Raw genomic sequence first — 16,048 nt, forward strand, 5'->3', positions numbered from 1 at the left:
GTGAGCCAGGCGGCAAAATTGCCGTTGCGGCAGGGCAATCGACGGGAATAAACCTATGGTTGGAAAGCGCCATGTTACGGCGCGCCGTTTAAACAAGGAGTTGCCATGCACGTCACATTGGTTGAGATCAACGTTAAACAAGACAAAATCGACGAATTTATCGATGTTTTCCGCGCCAATCACCTGGGCGCGATCGAAGAGCCGGGCAACCTGCGCTTCGATGTGCTGCAGGATGAACAGATCCCGACGCGGTTTTACATCTACGAAGCCTATCGCGACGAGCAGGCGGTGGCGGCGCACAAGCAGACCCCGCACTACCTGCAGTGCGTGGAGAAGCTGGAAGCGCTGATGACCGGCCCGCGCAAGAAGACCACCTTTATCGGCCTGATGCCGGAATAAGCGCCGGCGTTTGCCGGTGTCCATGTCCCCGGTTTGGTTGTAATCTGCAAGGCAAAGCGAATTTTCAATGGGATAAGCGGGGCGAGGATGACATTGCGCGATCGGCTGTTGGCGCTGTTGGTGGTGGTGATCTGGGGCGTGAATTTCGTCGTGATCAAGTTCGGTTTACAGGGCATGCCGCCGTTTCTGCTGGCCGGGATGCGTTTTTTGCTGGTGGCGTTGCCGGCGATCTTCTTTATCCCGCGCCCGACGATCCCGTGGAAATGGCTGCTGCTGTACGGCATGACCATGAGCTTCGCGCAGTTCGCGTTTTTGTTCGTCGCCATCAAGGTGGGCATGCCGGCGGGGCTGGCCTCGCTGGTGCTGCAGGCGCAGGTGTTCTTCACCCTGCTGTTGGGCGTCGTGCTGATGGGCGAAAAGCTGCGGGTCAACCATTTCGTCGGCATCGCTATCGCCAGCGGCGGCATGCTGGTGCTGGCGCAGGCCAGCCTGCATAAGCCGGGCAGCGGCGCGGTCCCCCTGGCGGGCCTGTTGCTGACGCTGGCGGCGGCGTTTTCCTGGGCGCTGGGTAACCTGACCAACAAGAAGATCCTGGCCGGTTTCCCGCAGCGTAATATTTTATCGCTGGTGGTGTGGAGCGCGCCGATCCCGGTCGTGCCGTTCCTGGCCTGCAGCTGGCTGTTCGACGGCCCTGAGGTGGTGCTGAGCAGCCTGAGCCATGTGCAGGTTGGCACGTGGCTGGCGGTGGCCTATCTGGCGTTCGCCGCCACGCTGTTCGGTTATTCGGTGTGGGGCAGCTTGCTGGGGCGCTATGAAACCTGGCGCGTTGCGCCGCTGACGCTGCTGGTGCCGCTGGTCGGGCTGTTCGCCGCCTGGCTGCTGCTGGACGAAGCGTTGTCGCCGGCGCAGTTCGGCGGCGCATTGCTGGTGCTGGCCGGCATGGCGGTCAACACCTTCGGGCTGCCGCGCCGCCGGGCCGTCGCCGTGCGCTAAACCGAACAGGGTAATTCTGTTCAATACGGTGTCGGCGGCGGTCGGCATTCTGGCGCCTGTGAATATTTTCTCAGGTGTCCATCATGAATATCTACCTTTCCATGGCCGCGTTTGCGCTGGCGGCTTCCATCACCCCTGGCCCGGTCAACATCGTCGCATTGAGCGCCGGGGCGCAATTCGGTTTTGGCGCGACCCAACGCCATGTGTTCGGCGCCACGCTGGGGTTTACCCTGTTGCTGGTGCTGCTGGGTTTGGGCATGCACCAGCTGCTGATCCTGTGGCCGGGGCTGACCCGCTTGATCCAGTGGGCCGGCGTGGCTTTTCTGCTGTTTATGGCCTATCGGCTGGCGTTTGACGACGGCAGACTGGGCAACGGCGCGGCGCAGGCGCCTTCCTGCTGGTACGGCGCGCTGATGCAATGGCTGAATCCCAAGGCATGGCTGGCGTCGGTGGCCAGCCTCGGCGCCTTTGTCGGCGATGGCGACATGCTGTTGCTATGGCAGTTCGCCGGGCTCTACTTCGTGATTTGCTATGCCTCGGTAGCCTGCTGGGCCTATGTCGGCGCGATGCTGCGCGGCCTGCTCAGGCAGGCGCGCAACGTACAACGCTTTAATCGCGCGATGGCGGCGTTGCTGGCGGCCAGCGCTTGTTATCTGTTGGCGGAGGGTTTTTGATACTGGCCGGGCGTGGCGGCCAACAGCTGTTTGAAGGTGCGCTGAAAGTGCGCCTGATCGGCAAAGCCGCTTTCGCTGGCGGCCGCGGCGATCGGCAGGCCGCTTTTCAATAACCGATGGCCGTGCTGCACGCGGCGGTTGATCAGATAGGCGTGCGGCGTCATGCCGTAACGCTGGCGGAAGGCGCGGATCAGGTAAGAAGGGGAGAGCGCGGCGGCGCGGCAAATGTCGTCCAGCGTCAGCGGCTGGGTGCAGTGCGCGTCGATAAACGCCGCCGCCGCTTCCAGTCGGCTATGCGGCGGCGTCTCCGGCTGGCGGACATCGCCCAGCCCGAGCTGCAGGGCGCTGAAATACTCCACCATGGCGATCTGTTTTTCCAGCGAGCTGCACAGCGGATCCGTCAGCAGCGCATAAAGGCGATTCAGGCCGTGGAACAGCGCCGGATCGCGACTGAGCGGCTGGCTGAACGGAACAAAACGCTCGCCTTCGCCGCCGAGTAGCTCCTGCTGCAGCGCGCCGATCCAGGCGAGATCGAGATAGAACATGATGTACGACCAATTGCGGTCGGCGATCGGATTACAGGCGTGTGCCTGCTGCGGGTTGATGATCACCAGATCGCCGGCGCTGACCTGCATGCGCCGCTCGCCGTTGACATAGGTGCTGACGCCGCCGGTGATGGCGCCGATGGAAAAGAATTCGTGGCTGTGCAGGCTGTAACACGCCTGGCGGCCATCCGCGATGGCGCGGGCTTCGACGAACGGCAACTGCGGATCGCGCCAGAACTGCGGCGTTTTTTCACTCATACGCTTTCCTTTTCACTGCGGCGGCATCACAGTGTTATAGCCTGAAAGCGACGAGAGGGGGAATGGCGGATGATGATTTTTAACGTGTTCGGCCGTCTGCTGGGCGTGAAGCGCATCGGGGACGAATGGCGGCTGTTCCGCGTGACGCTGCCGGAGCGCAAATATGCCCCCAGCCACGATATCGTGTTGCCGGCCGATCTGCGCGAAGAGGAGATCGCCGGCTATCTGGGGGATATCTATCACGAGGCGGCGACGCCGCAGCGGCCGGAGGTGTTTCGCGTCGAATAGCGCGGCGCGTTACTCTTCCGCGTTGCGCGCCATGAGGCGGCGCTGGTGTTCCTCGCTGGCGGCCTGGATCTCTTCCAGCACCGAGCCGACATCGGCGCGCTTCTGGATTTCGCTGAACCGGCCGCTGAGGGCGCTGTCCGGCGTCAGATTGCCTTCCTGATACAGCGCCCAAATCTCTTTGGCGTATTGGCTGTCGCGCAGTTCCGGCGCGAATTGGCCATAATATTCCGCCAAATTGTTGATATCGCGCTCGAACATGCTTTTGGCGTGATTGTTGGCGGCGGCGTCCACCACCTGCGGCAGATCGATGATCACCGGCCCGTCTTTATCCATCAGCACGTTGAATTCCGACAGGTCGCCGTGCACCAGCCCGGCGCACAGCATGCGCACCGCGTAATTCATCATCAGGGCGTGATCGGCGCGCGCCTGTTCCGGCGTCAGGATGACATCGCTCAGGCGCGGCGCCACCAGACCTTCTTCGTCAGTAATCAGCTCCATCAGCAGCACGCCGTCCAGGCAGATATCCGGCTGCGGCACCCGCACCCCGGCCTTGGCCAGCAGATACAGCGCGTCCACTTCGGTGTTTTGCCAGGCTTCTTCCTGCTGCTGGCGGCCGAATTTGGAGCCTTTGCTCATGGCGCGCGCGTCGCGGCTGTTGCGCACCTTGCGCCCTTCCTGATAGTGAACCGCCTGCTTGAAGTTGCGCTTCTCGGCCTCTTTGTACACTTTGGCGCAGCGGATCTCATCGCCGCAGCGCACGATAAACACGTCGGCTTCTTTGCCGCTTTTCAACCGGCGGATGACGTCGTCGATTAACCCGTCATCCACCAGCGGCTGGAGTCGTTTTGGAATTTTCATGCAGCCTTGTACCCTATTTAGGCTCCGGTGTGAATGGCTTGCGCAGTTGATAGCGTAAGTTAGACCCGAAAGGCAAACATTAGTTTTGCCGCCGCGGCATCATTGCGCGGCGGCGGGCGTTCACAGGCTGCCTGTCGGCACCCAGACGCTGACGCTGCCGGCGTTAACCGGGAAATGGGCGCTGCCCTGGTCGTCGGTGGTGATTTCCTCCTGGCGATTACCGAGGAAATCGCGCCAGGCGGTGTGCGCCAAATCGGCGCCCAGCGCGACCGTCTTGCCGCTCTCGCCGCCGTTGGTCAGCACCACCACGCAGCCGGGGGCCTCGGCGGTGCCGGCGCGGCTGAAGGCCACGCAGTGGCTGTCGTCGAAGTAGTCGGTTTGCGGGCCGTTGGCGAAGCGCTGGCGGGCGGCGATCAGCTTCTCCAGCTCCGGGATCGCCGGCATGTCGATCTGGTATTCGCCGCCGTCGCGCCCCTTGTCGCGGTAGCTGGCGCCATACAGGTCGGGGTAAAACACGCAGGGCACGCCCTGTTCGCGCAGCAGGATCAGCGCATAGGCCAGCGGTTTGAACCAGGGTTCCACCGGCGCTTCCAGCGATTGCAGCGGCTGGGTATCGTGGTTGGCGACCAGCGTCACCGCGTGGGCCGGATCGGCGGCGGTCAGGGTATCGGTGAAGATCTGCGCCATGTCGAAGCCGTCGCCCTGTTTCGACGCCTGATGAAACTTCAGGTGCAGCGCCACGTCGAACAGCATCACCTTGCCGTCCACCAACTCGATATATTGTTGCAGCGCGCCGAGATCGTGCGACCAGTATTCGGCAACGATAAACAGGTCGCGCTGCGCGCTGCCGCGCACGTGATCCGCCCACTCTTTGAAGAACCAGGCGGGAATGTGTTTGGCGGCGTCAAGGCGAAAGCCGTCGCATGGCAGCGTGTCCAGCAGCCAGCGCGCCCAGTATTTGAGTTCCTCCGTCACCGCGGCGTTGCGGAACTCCACGTCGGCGCCCATCAGGTAGTCGTAGTTGCCTTTCTCGTCGTCGACCTGATCGTTCCAGCCGTCGTCGCCGTAGTCGTTGGCGATTTTAAACACCCCTTTGTCGTCCGGCTGCTCAACATAGTCGACGCCGCTGAAGCATTTGTAATCCCAGATAAACTCGGAATGCACGCCCTGGCGACCGGGAAAGGTGAAGCGGGTGTAGGCCAGCGCGTCGAAGCCCTGGTCGTCGATATCGTTGCGGTTGTTGGCGTCCACCTTGAATACGTGTACCCGTTCTTTTTCGTCCGCGCCGAGCTTGTGGTTGAACACCACGTCGTAGATCACCCCCACACCGTGTTCGCGCAGCGTAGTGGCGGCATGTTCCAGCGCCGCCTTGTCGCCGTATTTGGTGGCCACGCTGCCTTTCTGGTCAAATTCGCCCAAATCGAACAGATCGTAGGTGTCGTAGCCGACGGAGTAGCCGCCGGAAGCGCCCTTGCAGGCGGGGGGCAGCCACAGATCGGTGATGCCCAGTTCGGCCAGGTGCGGGGCGCGCTCGGCGGCCTCCTGCCACAGTTTGCCGCCGTCGGGGTAGTACCAGTGGAAGAATTGCAGCAGGGTGGTTTTTTTCGTCATGAGCCAGCGTCCCGGTTAGCCAGAAGGAGAGGTGCAGTTAAAGCATGGGCTACTTTTGGCAAAAGGGACAAGTTTGGCATAGGCGGCCCGAGAAGGCCGCCCGAGAGACGGCTTAACGCTGGCTGGCGTAATGAGGCGAGCGCGGGCCATAAAGAATGGCGCCGTTCTGACCTGTTGCCGACAGGAGGCGAGTATTGGCGATGGCACCAATGTCGAACCCTTTATCGCTGATGGTATCCGCGATTTGTGAAATCGCGGCGCTGATCACCATGCCCAGCAGGCCACCGGAATTGTTGTTGCCTTCGTTGCTGGATGCGGTGGCGGTGCCGGCCCACAGCTGTTTGCCGTTGCGCAGGTCAACCAGGCGAGCGGCTACGGTAACGCGAGTTTCGCTGCTGATCACCATGTAGCTGGTACCGTACTGCGTGACATCCAGGTACAGCACGGTGTCGGCGCCGAAAATCTGGTGCAGTTTTTTCGGACTGACGGCGCGGATGTCGTTGGCGTTGGTTAGACCGTTTTGCAGGAAGGTTTCCTCCACTACAGCGACCGGCATCACATAGTAACCGGCCTCGGCCAGCGGTAAGGTTGCACTGGCGAGCACGCTGTGGCTGGCTTTGACATCCGGCGACTGATTCATCGGCGGCAAGACCAGGATCGACTTCGGCTTGCTCTCATGGAATGCCGCATAGTCATAAGGCGTTTGCTTGGCACAGCCGCTCAGCAACAGGATGGCGGTGACGCTGAGGAAAGTGAGTACACGCTTCATTTAAAGCTCCCCTTATCCTTGGCCATCAGGAAATCCATAAACGGTGCCGATTCCGGGAACAGCGTTTTTTCCGTGTTGAATTCACTCATGGCTTGTCCGTCGTTGCCGGTTTTGCTGTACAGCAGCCCCAGTTGCGCATGCAACCCCGGCGGTACGGCTTTATCCTTGGCGCGGGATTTCTCGACGATCTCTTTCAGCGTAGCGATCTGCTGCTCAGGGCTTTGCCCATCCTGCTGGTAGTATTGATAAAGAGAAGTTTGGTAGCCATCCCAATTGTAAAGCGTTTTCGGCGCGGCGCAGCCGGCCAACAGGGTCGCTGCAAACAGCGCCCCGCCCATTTTTTTAGTTATCATCTTTCTCTGCTTCTATTCCGTTAGTTAGCAGGGCGCCATGCGCCGTTTTCGATACCGGTAACCAGGTTATTGACGGCTTCACGCACGGCCAGATCCAGCACCTTGCCGTTAAGGGTGGAGTCGTAGCTGGCGGTGCCCCCGAAACCGATGATTTCGCGATTGGACAGTTCGTATTCACCGGCGCCCTGAGAGGAATAGACGACTTCTGATGTCTGTACGTTCACGACGTTCAGATTGACTTTGGCGTAAGCGACCTGTGATTTACCACGGCCCAAAATGCCCCACAGCTGATGATCGCCGACTTCTTTGCGGCCGAATTCGGTGACATCGCCGGTAATCACATAGTTGGCGCCTTTCAGCGTTTGTGCTTTCCCTTTAATGCCGGCTTCAGTTTTCAACTCTTCCATGTTGGCGCGGTCCAGCACGTTGAAACGGCCAGTCTGCTGCAAATGCGTGATCAGGATAGTCTTGGACTGATTGCCCAGCCGATCGACGCCATCGGAGAAGATGCCATTCATGTAGCTGGAGCGGTTGTCGAATTTACCGACGGCGATAGGGCTGCGTGGGCCCTGATAAGTGGTGTTGTAGGAAGCCACTTTCGGCACTTCCAAAGAGCGGGAGGATTCGGTCGCACAGCCCGCCAGCAAAGTGACGGAAAGGGCGACGGAACAGACGGCGAGTGATTTTTTCATTGGCATGCGATCTCTCCATGAGCATAAAACAGCGCGGGAGCAACCCGCGCCCGATGTTTCCATAACGAGCGTTGTCGCCGTTATGGAAGCGTCGCGATCCTGCCATGAATATGTAACAAATTACAACAAGATATCGGCATTAACGCCGCTATTAACATTGTTGTAACCTATTGTAATGCAATGGATTGATATCGATTTCTTCTCTTAACCGCAGATTTTTTCACGATTGTATGTTTTTTAACTGGTTTATTGTTTTATCAACATTAAATTAATGAATTTTTATTCTGATTTTTTTGAATTAATCAGTTTACTGTATTGGGTAATGTAACGTTTTGCATCAGCTCCTCTGTTATACCGGGGTTCATGGCGGCTTGATGATCCGTTAAGGTAGTGAGAATTAGGTAACACTATCAACTAAATCTCATTTTTATCGGTAGCTAATTGGGGATATCAATTGTGAACATCAGGGATTTCAGAGCATTGGCGCGCAGTTTGGTCAGAGAATTCGGCATGTTGAACAAGCAGAGCAATGGCTCGCGCTTTTCGCCGCTGCAGATCCATCTGATGATCGAAGTCAGCGAGCAGCCGCTGGGCGTCACCGAGCTAGCGGCCCGGCTGTGCATCGACAAGGCCAGCGCCAGCCGGGCGCTGCGCAGCCTGGTGGCCGCCGGCGTGATAGAAACGGTGGATCATCCTGATGACAAGCGGCACAACCTGCATCGGTTGAGTAAACAGGGCGGCAAGGCGCTGGCCGGCATCGAGAGCGACGCCGACGGTTTTATGCAGGCGGCGCTGGCGCAGTTGGACGACGATGAGCTGGCGAGCACTACCGCGGCGATGAAAAAGATGACCGCGGCGCTGCGCAGCGCGCGCAAACAGCGCGACGCCAACCTGCGGGTGCGGCCGATCGTCGAGCGCGACGATGCGGCGATGGCGGCGATCATTCGCGACGTGTTTCGCGAGTACGGCATGGACAAAATGGAAGGGGTCAGCCTGCACGATCCGGATCTCGATCGGCTGACCGGTCTGTATCGCGACAACGGCGGCCACTACTGGGTGCTGGAGCGGGACGGACAGGTGGTGGGGGGCGTCGGCATGGCGCCGCTGGCCGGCGAAGAGCCCGGCTATTGCGAGTTGCAAAAACTGTTTTTCAAACCCGGCGCGCGCGGGCTGGGCATGGCGCGCCATATGGTGGTGCAGGCGCTGAAGGCGGCGCGGGCGGCGGGGTATCGCTACTGCTACCTGGAAACCACCGAACAGTTGAAAGAGGCGATCGGATTGTACTACGCGCTGGGGTTCACGCTGTTGACGGAACGGCGCGGCAATACCGGCCATCACGGCTGCAATGTGTGCATGCTGAAAAATCTGCAGAACGACGATATGTGAGCGGTTTCAAGGTTAACGTCCGCGCCTTGTGTCACCCTGTTAACCGTTTGATAACAATCACAACGTTTTATCAGGGAGGAAACTATGTTGGGGGATCCGATGGCGCTGTCCGCGCTGGTCACGCTGGTGGTCATCGCGCTATGGGCCAGCGCCCGCCTGCCGGAGTATTTGGTCGCGCTGCTGTTCTTTGCGGCGGTGATGGTATTGCAGCTGGCGCCCGCCGCGGTGACCTTTTCCGGTTTCGCGTCCTCCGCATTTTGGCTGGTGCTCAGCGGCTTCGTGTTGGGCACCGCCATCCGCAGCACCGGTTTGGCGGATCGCCTGGCCAACCGACTCTTGCCGCATCTGGCCGGTTCCTGGCCCCGCCTGGTGGGCGGCGTGGTGGCGATAAGCTACGTGCTGGCGTTTGTCATGCCCTCCAACATGGGGCGAATTACGCTGCTGATGCCGATCGTCATGGCGTTGGCCGATCGCGCCGGTCTGGCGGAAGGCTCGCGCGGCCGCATCGGTTTGGCGCTGGCGGTGGGGTTCGGCACCTTCCAGCTCTCCGCCAGCATCCTGCCGGCCAACGTGCCCAATCTGGTGATGAGCGGCGCGGCGGAAAGCGCCTACGGCAGCCACTTCGCTTATCTTTCTTACCTGTTGTTGCACGCCCCGGTGCTCGGGATCGCCAAAGGCGCGCTGCTGACGCTGTGCATCTGCGGCCTGTTCCGCGCGCGGCCGCAGCCGGTGGCGGCCGAGGCGGCGCAAACCCCGCTCAGCGCCGCCGAGTGGCGGCTGATCGCTCTGTTGGGCATTACGGTGCTGCTGTGGATGACCGACAGCTGGCACGGCATCGCCCCCGCCTGGATCGGGTTGGCGGCGGCCTGCTTCTGCCTGTTGCCGCGCATCGGTTTTCTCAACGGCGAGCAGTTCGCCGCCGGGGTTAACGTGCGCACCTGTATCTACGTGGCGGGGATCCTGGGGCTGACCGCGCTGGTCAGCCACTCCGGTCTCGGCGATCGGCTGGGCGGCGCGCTGCTGGCGATGATGCCGGATCTGCATGGCAAACCGTTCGCTGCGTTCGGTTCGCTGGTGGGGATCACCGCGTTGCTGAATTTCGTTGTGACCGCCAACGGCGTGCCGGCGCTGTTTACTCCGCTGGCGCAGGCGTTGTCCGCGGGCAGCGGCTTGCCGCTGCTGACGGTGCTGATGACCCAGGTGATCGGCTATGCCACGCCGCTGCTGCCGTATCAGGCTTCGCCGATCGTGGTGGCGATGGGGATGGGCAAAGTGCCGGCGCGTGAAGGGTTGAAGCTGTGCCTGCTGTTGGCTGCGCTCAGCTTTGCGCTGCTGGTGCCGTTGGATTATCTGTGGTTCAGGCTGCTGGGGTGGATCCCGTAAACAGCTCCGCGCCGCCGGCAAAACAATCTTCGTCCAGCGTCAGGGTGGCGATTTTATGCACCGGTCCGCGCATGCTGACCTGAAAATCGCCGCTGAAGGCGATCTGCAGTTCGCCGCCCGGCATCCGCACGCTAACCCGATCGTCGACTCGTCCCAACTTGCGCATCACGCTGGCGGCGGCGCAGCTGCTGCTGCCGGAGGCGAGGGTAAAGCCGGCGCCGCGCTCCCAGATGCCGATGCGCAGCGTCTGGCGATCGACCACTTCCACCAGTTGTACATTGGTGCGTTTCGGGAACAGCGGATGGCGTTCAATCTGCGGTCCGAGCCGATGCACCTGCGCCAGATCCAGTTTTTCCACCGGCACCACGCAGTGCGGATTGCCCATCGACACCAGCGAAACGCTCAACGTCTCCTCCCTCAGGGGCAGCGAATAGTTCAGCGCCTCCGGCAGATCGAGCAACGCCGGCAGCGCCGCCGGGCTGAAATTGGCGCGCCCCATCTCCACGGTTATCTGATGCGCGTCTTCCGCCACCTGGCAACGCACGTCGCCGCCGGCGGTGTGCACCAGAAACGGCTGATGCGCCACGCGCTTACTGTCGAACAGATAGCGCGCGTAGATANCGCAGGCCGTTGCCGCTTTTCTCCGCTTCGGAGCCGTCCGGGTTGATGATGCGCAGGGTGGGATTGACGGCGTCGCCGCTGTCGATCAGCAAGCCGTCGGAACCGATGCCGTAATGCGGGTGGCACAGCAGGCGGATCTGTTCCTGGCTCAGACGTTCGGCGACCGAGCGGTGGCAGACCAGATAGTCGTTGCCCAGACCGTGATATTTGTGGAACAGCAGGGGAGTCATGGCGTTGCTCGGCTCAGCGGGAAAAGGTCGCTACAGCTTACAACAGAACGTTGGCGTTAAAGCAAACAAAAGGCGGCCTGAGCCGCCCTTTTGCACGATTGCCGATCCGGCGATTAATTGTAGATGATCGCGGTGCCGTGCAGTTTGTTGTCACCGGTGGTGGCGATGATCTGGAAAGATTTGGCGCCCGCCGCGTCGGCTTTGGCCGCCAGTTTGTTTTCCAGGCTGCTCAGGTCGGACGCGCCGCTGACGGTGACGACGCCGGCTTTTTGCAGGTCGGCGGGTTGCGCGTTAACCAGATCGGCGGCGAAGCTGCCGAAGGAGACGGAGGCCAGTGCGATGGCTGCGATGGTCATTTTCAGGTTTTTCATGGTCTTATTTCCTATCTTTGTTCTTTACGATGTTTGTTTTGTAAGGTCGTTAAATTAATTAACGATCGATAATTTAATGTTAGATGCCGGTTTGACGGATTGCAAGTATTTTTTTAATGCTCGTTAATTAATTTTTTTTACGCCCTGGCGCTGTGAGCAATAAAGGTATGCAGTCCACAGGCTTAATGCTTTGTTATTGATAGATTTCTGCAGTGCCATGCAGCTGGTTGTTACCGCCGGCGCCGATAATGCGGAAGGATTTTGCACCGGCCTGATCAGCTTTGGCGGCCAGGCTGTTTTCCAGCGAGGTCAGATCGGATGCGCCGCTGACGGTAATGACGCCCACTTTCTGCTGGTCAGCCGGTTGGTTCTGAACCAAATCAGCGGCGAAGCTGCCGAAGGAAACGCTGGCCAGAGTGAGGGCTGCTAAGGTTAATTTTAAGTTTTTCATAATGTTAATTCCTTTCCGATAACGGTGAATAGAGGGGTTTAATCCGCTTCGCTAAATTATCTTAACGATCGATAACTAAATGCTAATCGGTTCTCGACGAGCGCGCAATATTTTTTTATAATGATCGTTAAGTTATTTGTGCTAACCCTGCCGTGGAGCGGGATAGGAGAGGAACGATGAGCATCAATGAAGCGGTCTGCGGCAAGAAAAGCCGCGGCAGACCGAAACAATTTGATCGCGATCGGGCGCTGGAAAGCGCGCTCGATCTGTTCTGGCGGCACGGTTATGAAGCCACCTCGCTGGCCGATCTGGTGGAAGTGACCGGCGCCAAGGCGCCGACGCTGTATGCGGAATTCGGCAACAAGGAAGGGATGTTCCGCGCGGCGGTGGAACGCTATTTGCAAAAATACACCACCTGCACCAACCAACTGTTGGAACAGGCGTTGCCGGTGGCCGAGATCGTCGAGGCCTACGTGCGTTCTTCCGTCGAAGTGTTTACCGACCCCGATACGCCGTCAGGTTGTTTTATGGTGTGCGCTTCCGCCGCGCTGTCGTCCGCGTCCGACGACGTCGCCCAGATGCTGCGCAAAAAACATCATGCCCAGGAAGCGGCGCTGAAAGCCTGCTTCGATCGCAAGGTGCAGCAGGGTGAACTGCTGGCGAAGACCGACACCGCGCTGCTGGCGAAGTACGTCATTTGCACCATTGAAGGCATGTCGGTGCAGGCGCGCGAAGGGGCAAGCCGCGGCGATCTGCTGCGGTTGCTGGAGGCGTTGATGCTGGTGTGGCCGCGGCTCAGCCAGATTGGCAATAAGGTGTGACAACCGGCCCGGTTTTCACCGGGCCGTCTAACCCATTACTGATTGACCGGGATCACCGCGCCCTGGTACTTCTCGCGGATAAAGTCCTGAATCGGTTTGGAGTGCAGCACTTTGACCAGTGCCACGATCTCCGGCTTGTTCACGTCGGCTTTGTGCACGGTGATGATGTTGGCGTACGGGTTGTTTTCGCCGCTTTCGACTGCGATCGGATCCTTGGTCGGATTCAGCCCGGCGTCGATGGCGTAGTTGGCGTTGATCACCACCGCGTCGCCTTCGTTGTTGTTGTACATCTGCGGCAGCAGCGCGCCTTCAACGTTGGCCTGGAACTTCAGGTGTTTCGGGTTTTCCACCACGTCGGTGATGCGCGCGTCCACTTTGCTCACCCCCGGCTTCAGCTTGATCACGCCTTCCCGTTCAAAAATAGACAGAATGCGGCCTTCTTCCGCCACCGCGTCGCGCATGATGATTTTGCCGTTTTCCGGCAGATCTTTCAGGCTCTTGTACTTCTTCGAGTAGATGCCGATAGGCTCAATATGGATCGCGCCGGCGCTGACGAAGTCGTAGCTCTTGTCGTCGGCGTGGTCTTTCAGCACCGAGTTCAGGTAAGGCACGTGCTGGAAGTAGTTGGCGTCGATGTCGTGGCTGGCCAAGGCGGTGTTCGGCAGAATGTAGTCTTGGAAGCGCTTGATCTGCAGATCGATGCCTTCCTTCGCCAGTATCGGTTTGGCCTGTTCGAGGATCTCGGCGTGCGGCACGTTGGAGGCGCCGACCACCAGCTTGGTCGCCGCGGCGGCGCCGTAAGAGGCGAGGGTGGCGACAGAGGCGAAAGCCAACATCAGTAGGTGCTTTTTCATCATCGTTTTCCTTGGTTAATTAACGTTTATCGAGCGTTCTTGTCAGGGTGTCGCCAATGAACTGAATGACGAAAACGATCAGCAGGATCGTCAGCGTCGCCACCAGCGTCACGTCACTGTGGTTGCGTTGGAAGCCTTCCAGATAGGCCAGATTGCCCAGGCCGCCGGCGCCGATCACCCCGGCCATCGCGGTGTAGCTCACCAGCGCGATCAGGGTGACGGTGATGCCGGAAACCAGCGCCGGCGAGCTTTCCGGCAGCAATACGCGGAAAATCAGGGTGCGGTTTTTGGCGCCCATCGAGCGCGCCGCTTCGATCACTCCTTTGTCGACCTCGCGCAGCGCGATCTCCACCAGCCGGGCGTAGAACGGCGCCGCGCCGACGATCAGCGCCGGCAGGGCCGCGTCCGCGCCGAGAATGGTGCCGATCAGCGACTTGGTGAATGGGATCAGCAGCACGATCAGAATGATGAACGGGATAGAGCGGAAGACGTTGACCAACACGGAGATCAGCGAGTAGACCGCCCGGTTCTGCAACAGCTGGCCCTTCGAGGTTAAAAACAGCAGCACGCCGAGCACGATGCCCAGCACCAGCGTGGCCAAACCGGCGATGCCGGTCATGTACAGCGTTTCCCAGGTGGCGTCCCACAGTTGGTCCAGACGCAGGTGGGGGAACAGGGATTCAATCATGTTGGATAACCTCGACGGCGATGTCTCTTTCGTGCAGCAGGTTGAGCATGTCGGCGACTTGTTGTTCATTGCCTTCGGCGTGGATGTACAGTTCGCCGAACGAACCGTTGAGGGTGTGGCTGATCTTGCCGTGCAGAATGTTGACGGTCAGGGCGTAGCGCCGGATCACTTCAGAGATCACCGCCTGATGGGTTTGCACGCCGACGAAGGTCAGCTTGAAAATCGCCCCCGGCAGGTGGGCGGTGAGCTGCGGGTTGAAGCTCTCTTCGGTGTCCGCATACTGCGACACCTGTTTGACGAACTGTCGGGTGATCGGCTGCTGCGGCCGGGTGAACACGTCAAGCACCGGGCCTTCTTCGACGATGCGGCCGTTTTCCATCACCGCCACGCGGTGGCAGATTTTGCGCACCACGTGCATCTCGTGGGTGATTAGCACGATGGTCAATTTCAGCTGACGGTTGATGTCCAACAGCAGGTCGAGAATGGCGTCGGTGGTCTGCGGATCGAGCGCCGAAGTGGCCTCGTCGCACAGCAGCACGCTCGGGTTATTGGCCAGCGCGCGGGCGATGCCGACGCGCTGCTTTTGGCCGCCGCTGAGCTGCGACGGGTAGGCGTTTTCGCGCCCCTGCAGGCCGACCAGCGCGATCAGTTCCGCCACGCGCGGCGCAATCTGCGCCTTGGGCACGCCGGCGATCTGCATGGAAAACGCGATGTTCTGGCTGACGGTGCGCGACCACAGCAGGTTGAAGTGCTGAAACACCATGCTGATTTTCAGGCGCGCCTGGCGCAGATGGCTGCCTTTGGCGCGGGCGATATCAAAACCGCCCACGTCAATGCGGCCGCTGGTGGGCGTTTCCAGACCGTTGAGCAGGCGGATGAGGGTGCTTTTGCCGGCGCCGCTGTAGCCGATGATGCCGTAAATTTGCCCGGCCTCTACCGCCAGGCTGACGTTGTCTACCGCCACGACGCGGCCCTGTGTGCTGTCAAAAGTTTTGCAAACGTTCGAAAGAACGATCATAGCGAAGCGGATCCTTATCGATACATCACAGCATTCCGTCCAGAGCGCGGTGCGCCGGACAGAGATCGTTCGGCTTTTCGGCTGACGGAACCTCTGTTGCGGGTGAATACCGGGCAATCCTACCGAGGGTTTATAGTGACAGGAAGAATGTAAAATCTATTACTTATTCTTATTTGATATATAAGGCGGCGGGGGAGGCGGGGGAAGAAACCGGCCGCAGGGCGGCCGGCGGAGGGCTAGCGTTTTTCCAGCTTCATGTGCAGCAGCGGGAACGGGTTGCCCTGGCCGTCGAGCGGCGAGCGGCCGGTGATGACAAACCCGTAGTGGCGGTAGAAGCCGCTGGCCTGCGGATTTTGCTCGTTCACGTCCAGCTGCAGCTCATCGTGCAGCGTTTCCGCGTGGGTCAGCAGCGCTTTGCCCACCCCTTTGCCGCGCTGATCGGCGTCGATAAACAACATCTCCACCTTGTTGCCGTTCAGGCCGATAAAGCCGCAGGGATGCCCCGGGCGTTCTTCGGCCACCCAAACGTTGACCGCCGGCAGGTAGTCGTTCAGCACCAGCGGGAACAGCTGCGCGATGTTGTCTTCGGTTAAAAAATGGTGGGTGGCGCGCACCGAACGCAGCCAGATATCTGCCAATTGCGCGTTGTCTTCCGCCGCGCGTGCTCTGATGGTAATCATCGAACTCTCTGCTATCTAAGTTGAAGGAAAAGAAACTAGATAGAGGTTTTGTGGGGTTAGTGCCGAATTAACGTGGGTTAACGCCCTGCAAAGCGCCTCTGCAGT

At 59.9% G+C, this 16,048-nt stretch carries 19 protein-coding genes and 1 pseudogene; 7 read left to right on the forward strand and 13 right to left on the reverse strand.

Annotation, left to right across the window (positions count from 1 at the left end):
* The first annotated feature begins 105 nt into the window (after nt 1-105).
* From lsrG to ADK28_RS12075, 3 genes are all read left to right on the forward strand, one after another.
* Nucleotides 106-399, forward strand: a complete 294-nt coding sequence (gene lsrG / locus ADK28_RS12065) for a (4S)-4-hydroxy-5-phosphonooxypentane-2,3-dione isomerase (protein WP_004939559.1) — start codon at nt 106-108, stop codon at nt 397-399.
* Nucleotides 400-486: 87 nt separating this feature from the next.
* Nucleotides 487-1,392, forward strand: coding sequence for an O-acetylserine/cysteine exporter (locus tag ADK28_RS12070; protein WP_004939557.1), 906 nt, complete (start codon nt 487-489; stop codon nt 1,390-1,392).
* 83 nt (nt 1,393-1,475) lie between these two features.
* Nucleotides 1,476-2,066 (forward strand): LysE family translocator, encoded by a 591-nt coding sequence (locus ADK28_RS12075; RefSeq protein ID WP_033640997.1) that lies wholly within the window; start codon nt 1,476-1,478, stop codon nt 2,064-2,066.
* Here the strand turns inward: ADK28_RS12075 and ADK28_RS12080 are convergent.
* Entirely contained in the window at nt 2,042-2,869 is an 828-nt protein-coding gene (locus ADK28_RS12080) for an AraC family transcriptional regulator (RefSeq protein ID WP_048795761.1), read from the reverse strand. The genes ADK28_RS12075 and ADK28_RS12080 overlap by 25 nt on opposite strands.
* A gap of 69 nt (nt 2,870-2,938) precedes the next feature.
* Here ADK28_RS12080 and ADK28_RS12085 point away from each other — a divergent pair, with 69 nt between their 5' ends.
* Complete coding sequence (locus ADK28_RS12085) at nt 2,939-3,157, forward strand: DUF7661 family protein (RefSeq protein WP_016928610.1); 219 nt, start codon at nt 2,939-2,941, stop codon at nt 3,155-3,157.
* A gap of 9 nt (nt 3,158-3,166) precedes the next feature.
* On the opposite strand, the gene ADK28_RS12090 is transcribed toward ADK28_RS12085, so the two are convergent.
* The 5 genes from ADK28_RS12090 to ADK28_RS12110 all read right to left on the reverse strand — a co-directional run bounded on the left by ADK28_RS12090 (nt 3,167) and on the right by ADK28_RS12110 (nt 7,440).
* Nucleotides 3,167-4,015, reverse strand: coding sequence for a PA4780 family RIO1-like protein kinase (locus ADK28_RS12090; RefSeq protein ID WP_016928609.1), 849 nt, complete (start codon nt 4,013-4,015; stop codon nt 3,167-3,169).
* Nucleotides 4,016-4,135: 120 nt separating this feature from the next.
* Nucleotides 4,136-5,626, reverse strand: coding sequence for an alpha-amylase (gene amyA, locus ADK28_RS12095; protein ID WP_016928608.1), 1,491 nt, complete (start codon nt 5,624-5,626; stop codon nt 4,136-4,138).
* A 112-nt stretch (nt 5,627-5,738) separates the two neighbouring features.
* Complete coding sequence (locus tag ADK28_RS12100; RefSeq protein ID WP_016928607.1) at nt 5,739-6,395, reverse strand: DUF799 domain-containing protein; 657 nt, start codon at nt 6,393-6,395, stop codon at nt 5,739-5,741.
* Nucleotides 6,392-6,748: a DUF4810 domain-containing protein gene (locus ADK28_RS12105; protein WP_048795762.1), complete on the reverse strand. Its 357-nt coding sequence runs from the start codon at nt 6,746-6,748 to the stop codon at nt 6,392-6,394. The genes ADK28_RS12100 and ADK28_RS12105 overlap by 4 nt, the downstream gene beginning before the upstream one ends.
* Before the next feature lie 20 nt (nt 6,749-6,768).
* Complete coding sequence (locus ADK28_RS12110; protein ID WP_016928605.1) at nt 6,769-7,440, reverse strand: CsgG/HfaB family protein; 672 nt, start codon at nt 7,438-7,440, stop codon at nt 6,769-6,771.
* A gap of 480 nt (nt 7,441-7,920) precedes the next feature.
* On the opposite strand from ADK28_RS12110, the gene ADK28_RS12115 reads away from it, so the two are divergent.
* Together ADK28_RS12115 and ADK28_RS12120 are read left to right on the forward strand one after the other, a co-directional pair.
* Entirely contained in the window at nt 7,921-8,826 is a 906-nt protein-coding gene (locus ADK28_RS12115) for a bifunctional helix-turn-helix transcriptional regulator/GNAT family N-acetyltransferase (protein WP_082172283.1), read from the forward strand.
* Between the two features lie 84 nt (nt 8,827-8,910).
* Nucleotides 8,911-10,209, forward strand: a complete 1,299-nt coding sequence (locus tag ADK28_RS12120; protein ID WP_048795764.1) for an SLC13 family permease — start codon at nt 8,911-8,913, stop codon at nt 10,207-10,209.
* Here ADK28_RS12120 and dapF read toward each other — a convergent pair.
* The 3 genes and pseudogenes from dapF to bhsA (ADK28_RS12135) all read right to left on the reverse strand — a co-directional run bounded on the left by dapF (nt 10,184) and on the right by bhsA (ADK28_RS12135) (nt 11,882).
* A pseudogene (gene dapF / locus ADK28_RS12125) lies at nt 10,184-11,060 on the reverse strand (diaminopimelate epimerase). The gene ADK28_RS12120 and the pseudogene dapF overlap by 26 nt on opposite strands.
* Before the next feature lie 113 nt (nt 11,061-11,173).
* On the reverse strand, nt 11,174-11,431 hold the full coding sequence (gene bhsA / locus ADK28_RS12130; protein ID WP_016928601.1) for a multiple stress resistance protein BhsA: 258 nt from the start codon (nt 11,429-11,431) through the stop codon (nt 11,174-11,176).
* 193 nt (nt 11,432-11,624) lie between these two features.
* Complete coding sequence (gene bhsA / locus ADK28_RS12135; RefSeq protein ID WP_016928600.1) at nt 11,625-11,882, reverse strand: multiple stress resistance protein BhsA; 258 nt, start codon at nt 11,880-11,882, stop codon at nt 11,625-11,627.
* A 176-nt stretch (nt 11,883-12,058) separates the two neighbouring features.
* On the opposite strand from bhsA (ADK28_RS12135), the gene ADK28_RS12140 reads away from it, so the two are divergent.
* Entirely contained in the window at nt 12,059-12,703 is a 645-nt protein-coding gene (locus ADK28_RS12140) for a TetR/AcrR family transcriptional regulator (protein WP_016928599.1), read from the forward strand.
* A 35-nt stretch (nt 12,704-12,738) separates the two neighbouring features.
* Here ADK28_RS12140 and ADK28_RS12145 read toward each other — a convergent pair whose 3' ends face one another.
* The 4 genes from ADK28_RS12145 to ADK28_RS12160 all read right to left on the reverse strand — a co-directional run bounded on the left by ADK28_RS12145 (nt 12,739) and on the right by ADK28_RS12160 (nt 15,943).
* On the reverse strand, nt 12,739-13,557 hold the full coding sequence (locus ADK28_RS12145; RefSeq protein ID WP_016928598.1) for a MetQ/NlpA family ABC transporter substrate-binding protein: 819 nt from the start codon (nt 13,555-13,557) through the stop codon (nt 12,739-12,741).
* Between the two features lie 19 nt (nt 13,558-13,576).
* On the reverse strand, nt 13,577-14,245 hold the full coding sequence (locus ADK28_RS12150) for a methionine ABC transporter permease (RefSeq protein ID WP_004939505.1): 669 nt from the start codon (nt 14,243-14,245) through the stop codon (nt 13,577-13,579).
* Nucleotides 14,238-15,263, reverse strand: a complete 1,026-nt coding sequence (locus ADK28_RS12155) for a methionine ABC transporter ATP-binding protein (RefSeq protein ID WP_033640979.1) — start codon at nt 15,261-15,263, stop codon at nt 14,238-14,240. The genes ADK28_RS12150 and ADK28_RS12155 overlap by 8 nt, the downstream gene beginning before the upstream one ends.
* A 236-nt stretch (nt 15,264-15,499) precedes the next feature.
* Nucleotides 15,500-15,943 carry an acetyltransferase gene (locus tag ADK28_RS12160; protein WP_016928596.1) on the reverse strand — a complete coding sequence of 148 codons (444 nt, stop codon included), beginning with the start codon at nt 15,941-15,943 and terminating at the stop codon, nt 15,500-15,502.
* Nucleotides 15,944-16,048: the final 105 nt, after the last annotated feature.

Origin of the sequence: Serratia sp. 506_PEND, from assembly GCF_001076875.1 — a bacterium.
GTDB lineage: Bacteria > Pseudomonadota > Gammaproteobacteria > Enterobacterales > Enterobacteriaceae > Serratia > Serratia marcescens.

Coding starts and splice junctions, on each gene's coding strand:
- lsrG (WP_004939559.1), top strand. CDS start 106: ATGCACGTCACATTGGTTGAGATCAACGTTAAACAAGACAAAATCGAC.
- ADK28_RS12070 (WP_004939557.1), top strand. CDS start 487: ATGACATTGCGCGATCGGCTGTTGGCGCTGTTGGTGGTGGTGATCTGG.
- ADK28_RS12075 (WP_033640997.1), top strand. CDS start 1,476: ATGAATATCTACCTTTCCATGGCCGCGTTTGCGCTGGCGGCTTCCATC.
- ADK28_RS12080 (WP_048795761.1), bottom strand. CDS start 2,869: ATGAGTGAAAAAACGCCGCAGTTCTGGCGCGATCCGCAGTTGCCGTTC.
- ADK28_RS12085 (WP_016928610.1), top strand. CDS start 2,939: ATGATGATTTTTAACGTGTTCGGCCGTCTGCTGGGCGTGAAGCGCATC.
- ADK28_RS12090 (WP_016928609.1), bottom strand. CDS start 4,015: ATGAAAATTCCAAAACGACTCCAGCCGCTGGTGGATGACGGGTTAATC.
- amyA (WP_016928608.1), bottom strand. CDS start 5,626: ATGACGAAAAAAACCACCCTGCTGCAATTCTTCCACTGGTACTACCCC.
- ADK28_RS12100 (WP_016928607.1), bottom strand. CDS start 6,395: ATGAAGCGTGTACTCACTTTCCTCAGCGTCACCGCCATCCTGTTGCTG.
- ADK28_RS12105 (WP_048795762.1), bottom strand. CDS start 6,748: ATGATAACTAAAAAAATGGGCGGGGCGCTGTTTGCAGCGACCCTGTTG.
- ADK28_RS12110 (WP_016928605.1), bottom strand. CDS start 7,440: ATGAAAAAATCACTCGCCGTCTGTTCCGTCGCCCTTTCCGTCACTTTG.
- ADK28_RS12120 (WP_048795764.1), top strand. CDS start 8,911: ATGTTGGGGGATCCGATGGCGCTGTCCGCGCTGGTCACGCTGGTGGTC.
- bhsA (WP_016928601.1), bottom strand. CDS start 11,431: ATGAAAAACCTGAAAATGACCATCGCAGCCATCGCACTGGCCTCCGTC.
- bhsA (WP_016928600.1), bottom strand. CDS start 11,882: ATGAAAAACTTAAAATTAACCTTAGCAGCCCTCACTCTGGCCAGCGTT.
- ADK28_RS12140 (WP_016928599.1), top strand. CDS start 12,059: ATGAGCATCAATGAAGCGGTCTGCGGCAAGAAAAGCCGCGGCAGACCG.
- ADK28_RS12145 (WP_016928598.1), bottom strand. CDS start 13,557: ATGAAAAAGCACCTACTGATGTTGGCTTTCGCCTCTGTCGCCACCCTC.
- ADK28_RS12150 (WP_004939505.1), bottom strand. CDS start 14,245: ATGATTGAATCCCTGTTCCCCCACCTGCGTCTGGACCAACTGTGGGAC.
- ADK28_RS12155 (WP_033640979.1), bottom strand. CDS start 15,263: ATGATCGTTCTTTCGAACGTTTGCAAAACTTTTGACAGCACACAGGGC.
- ADK28_RS12160 (WP_016928596.1), bottom strand. CDS start 15,943: ATGATTACCATCAGAGCACGCGCGGCGGAAGACAACGCGCAATTGGCA.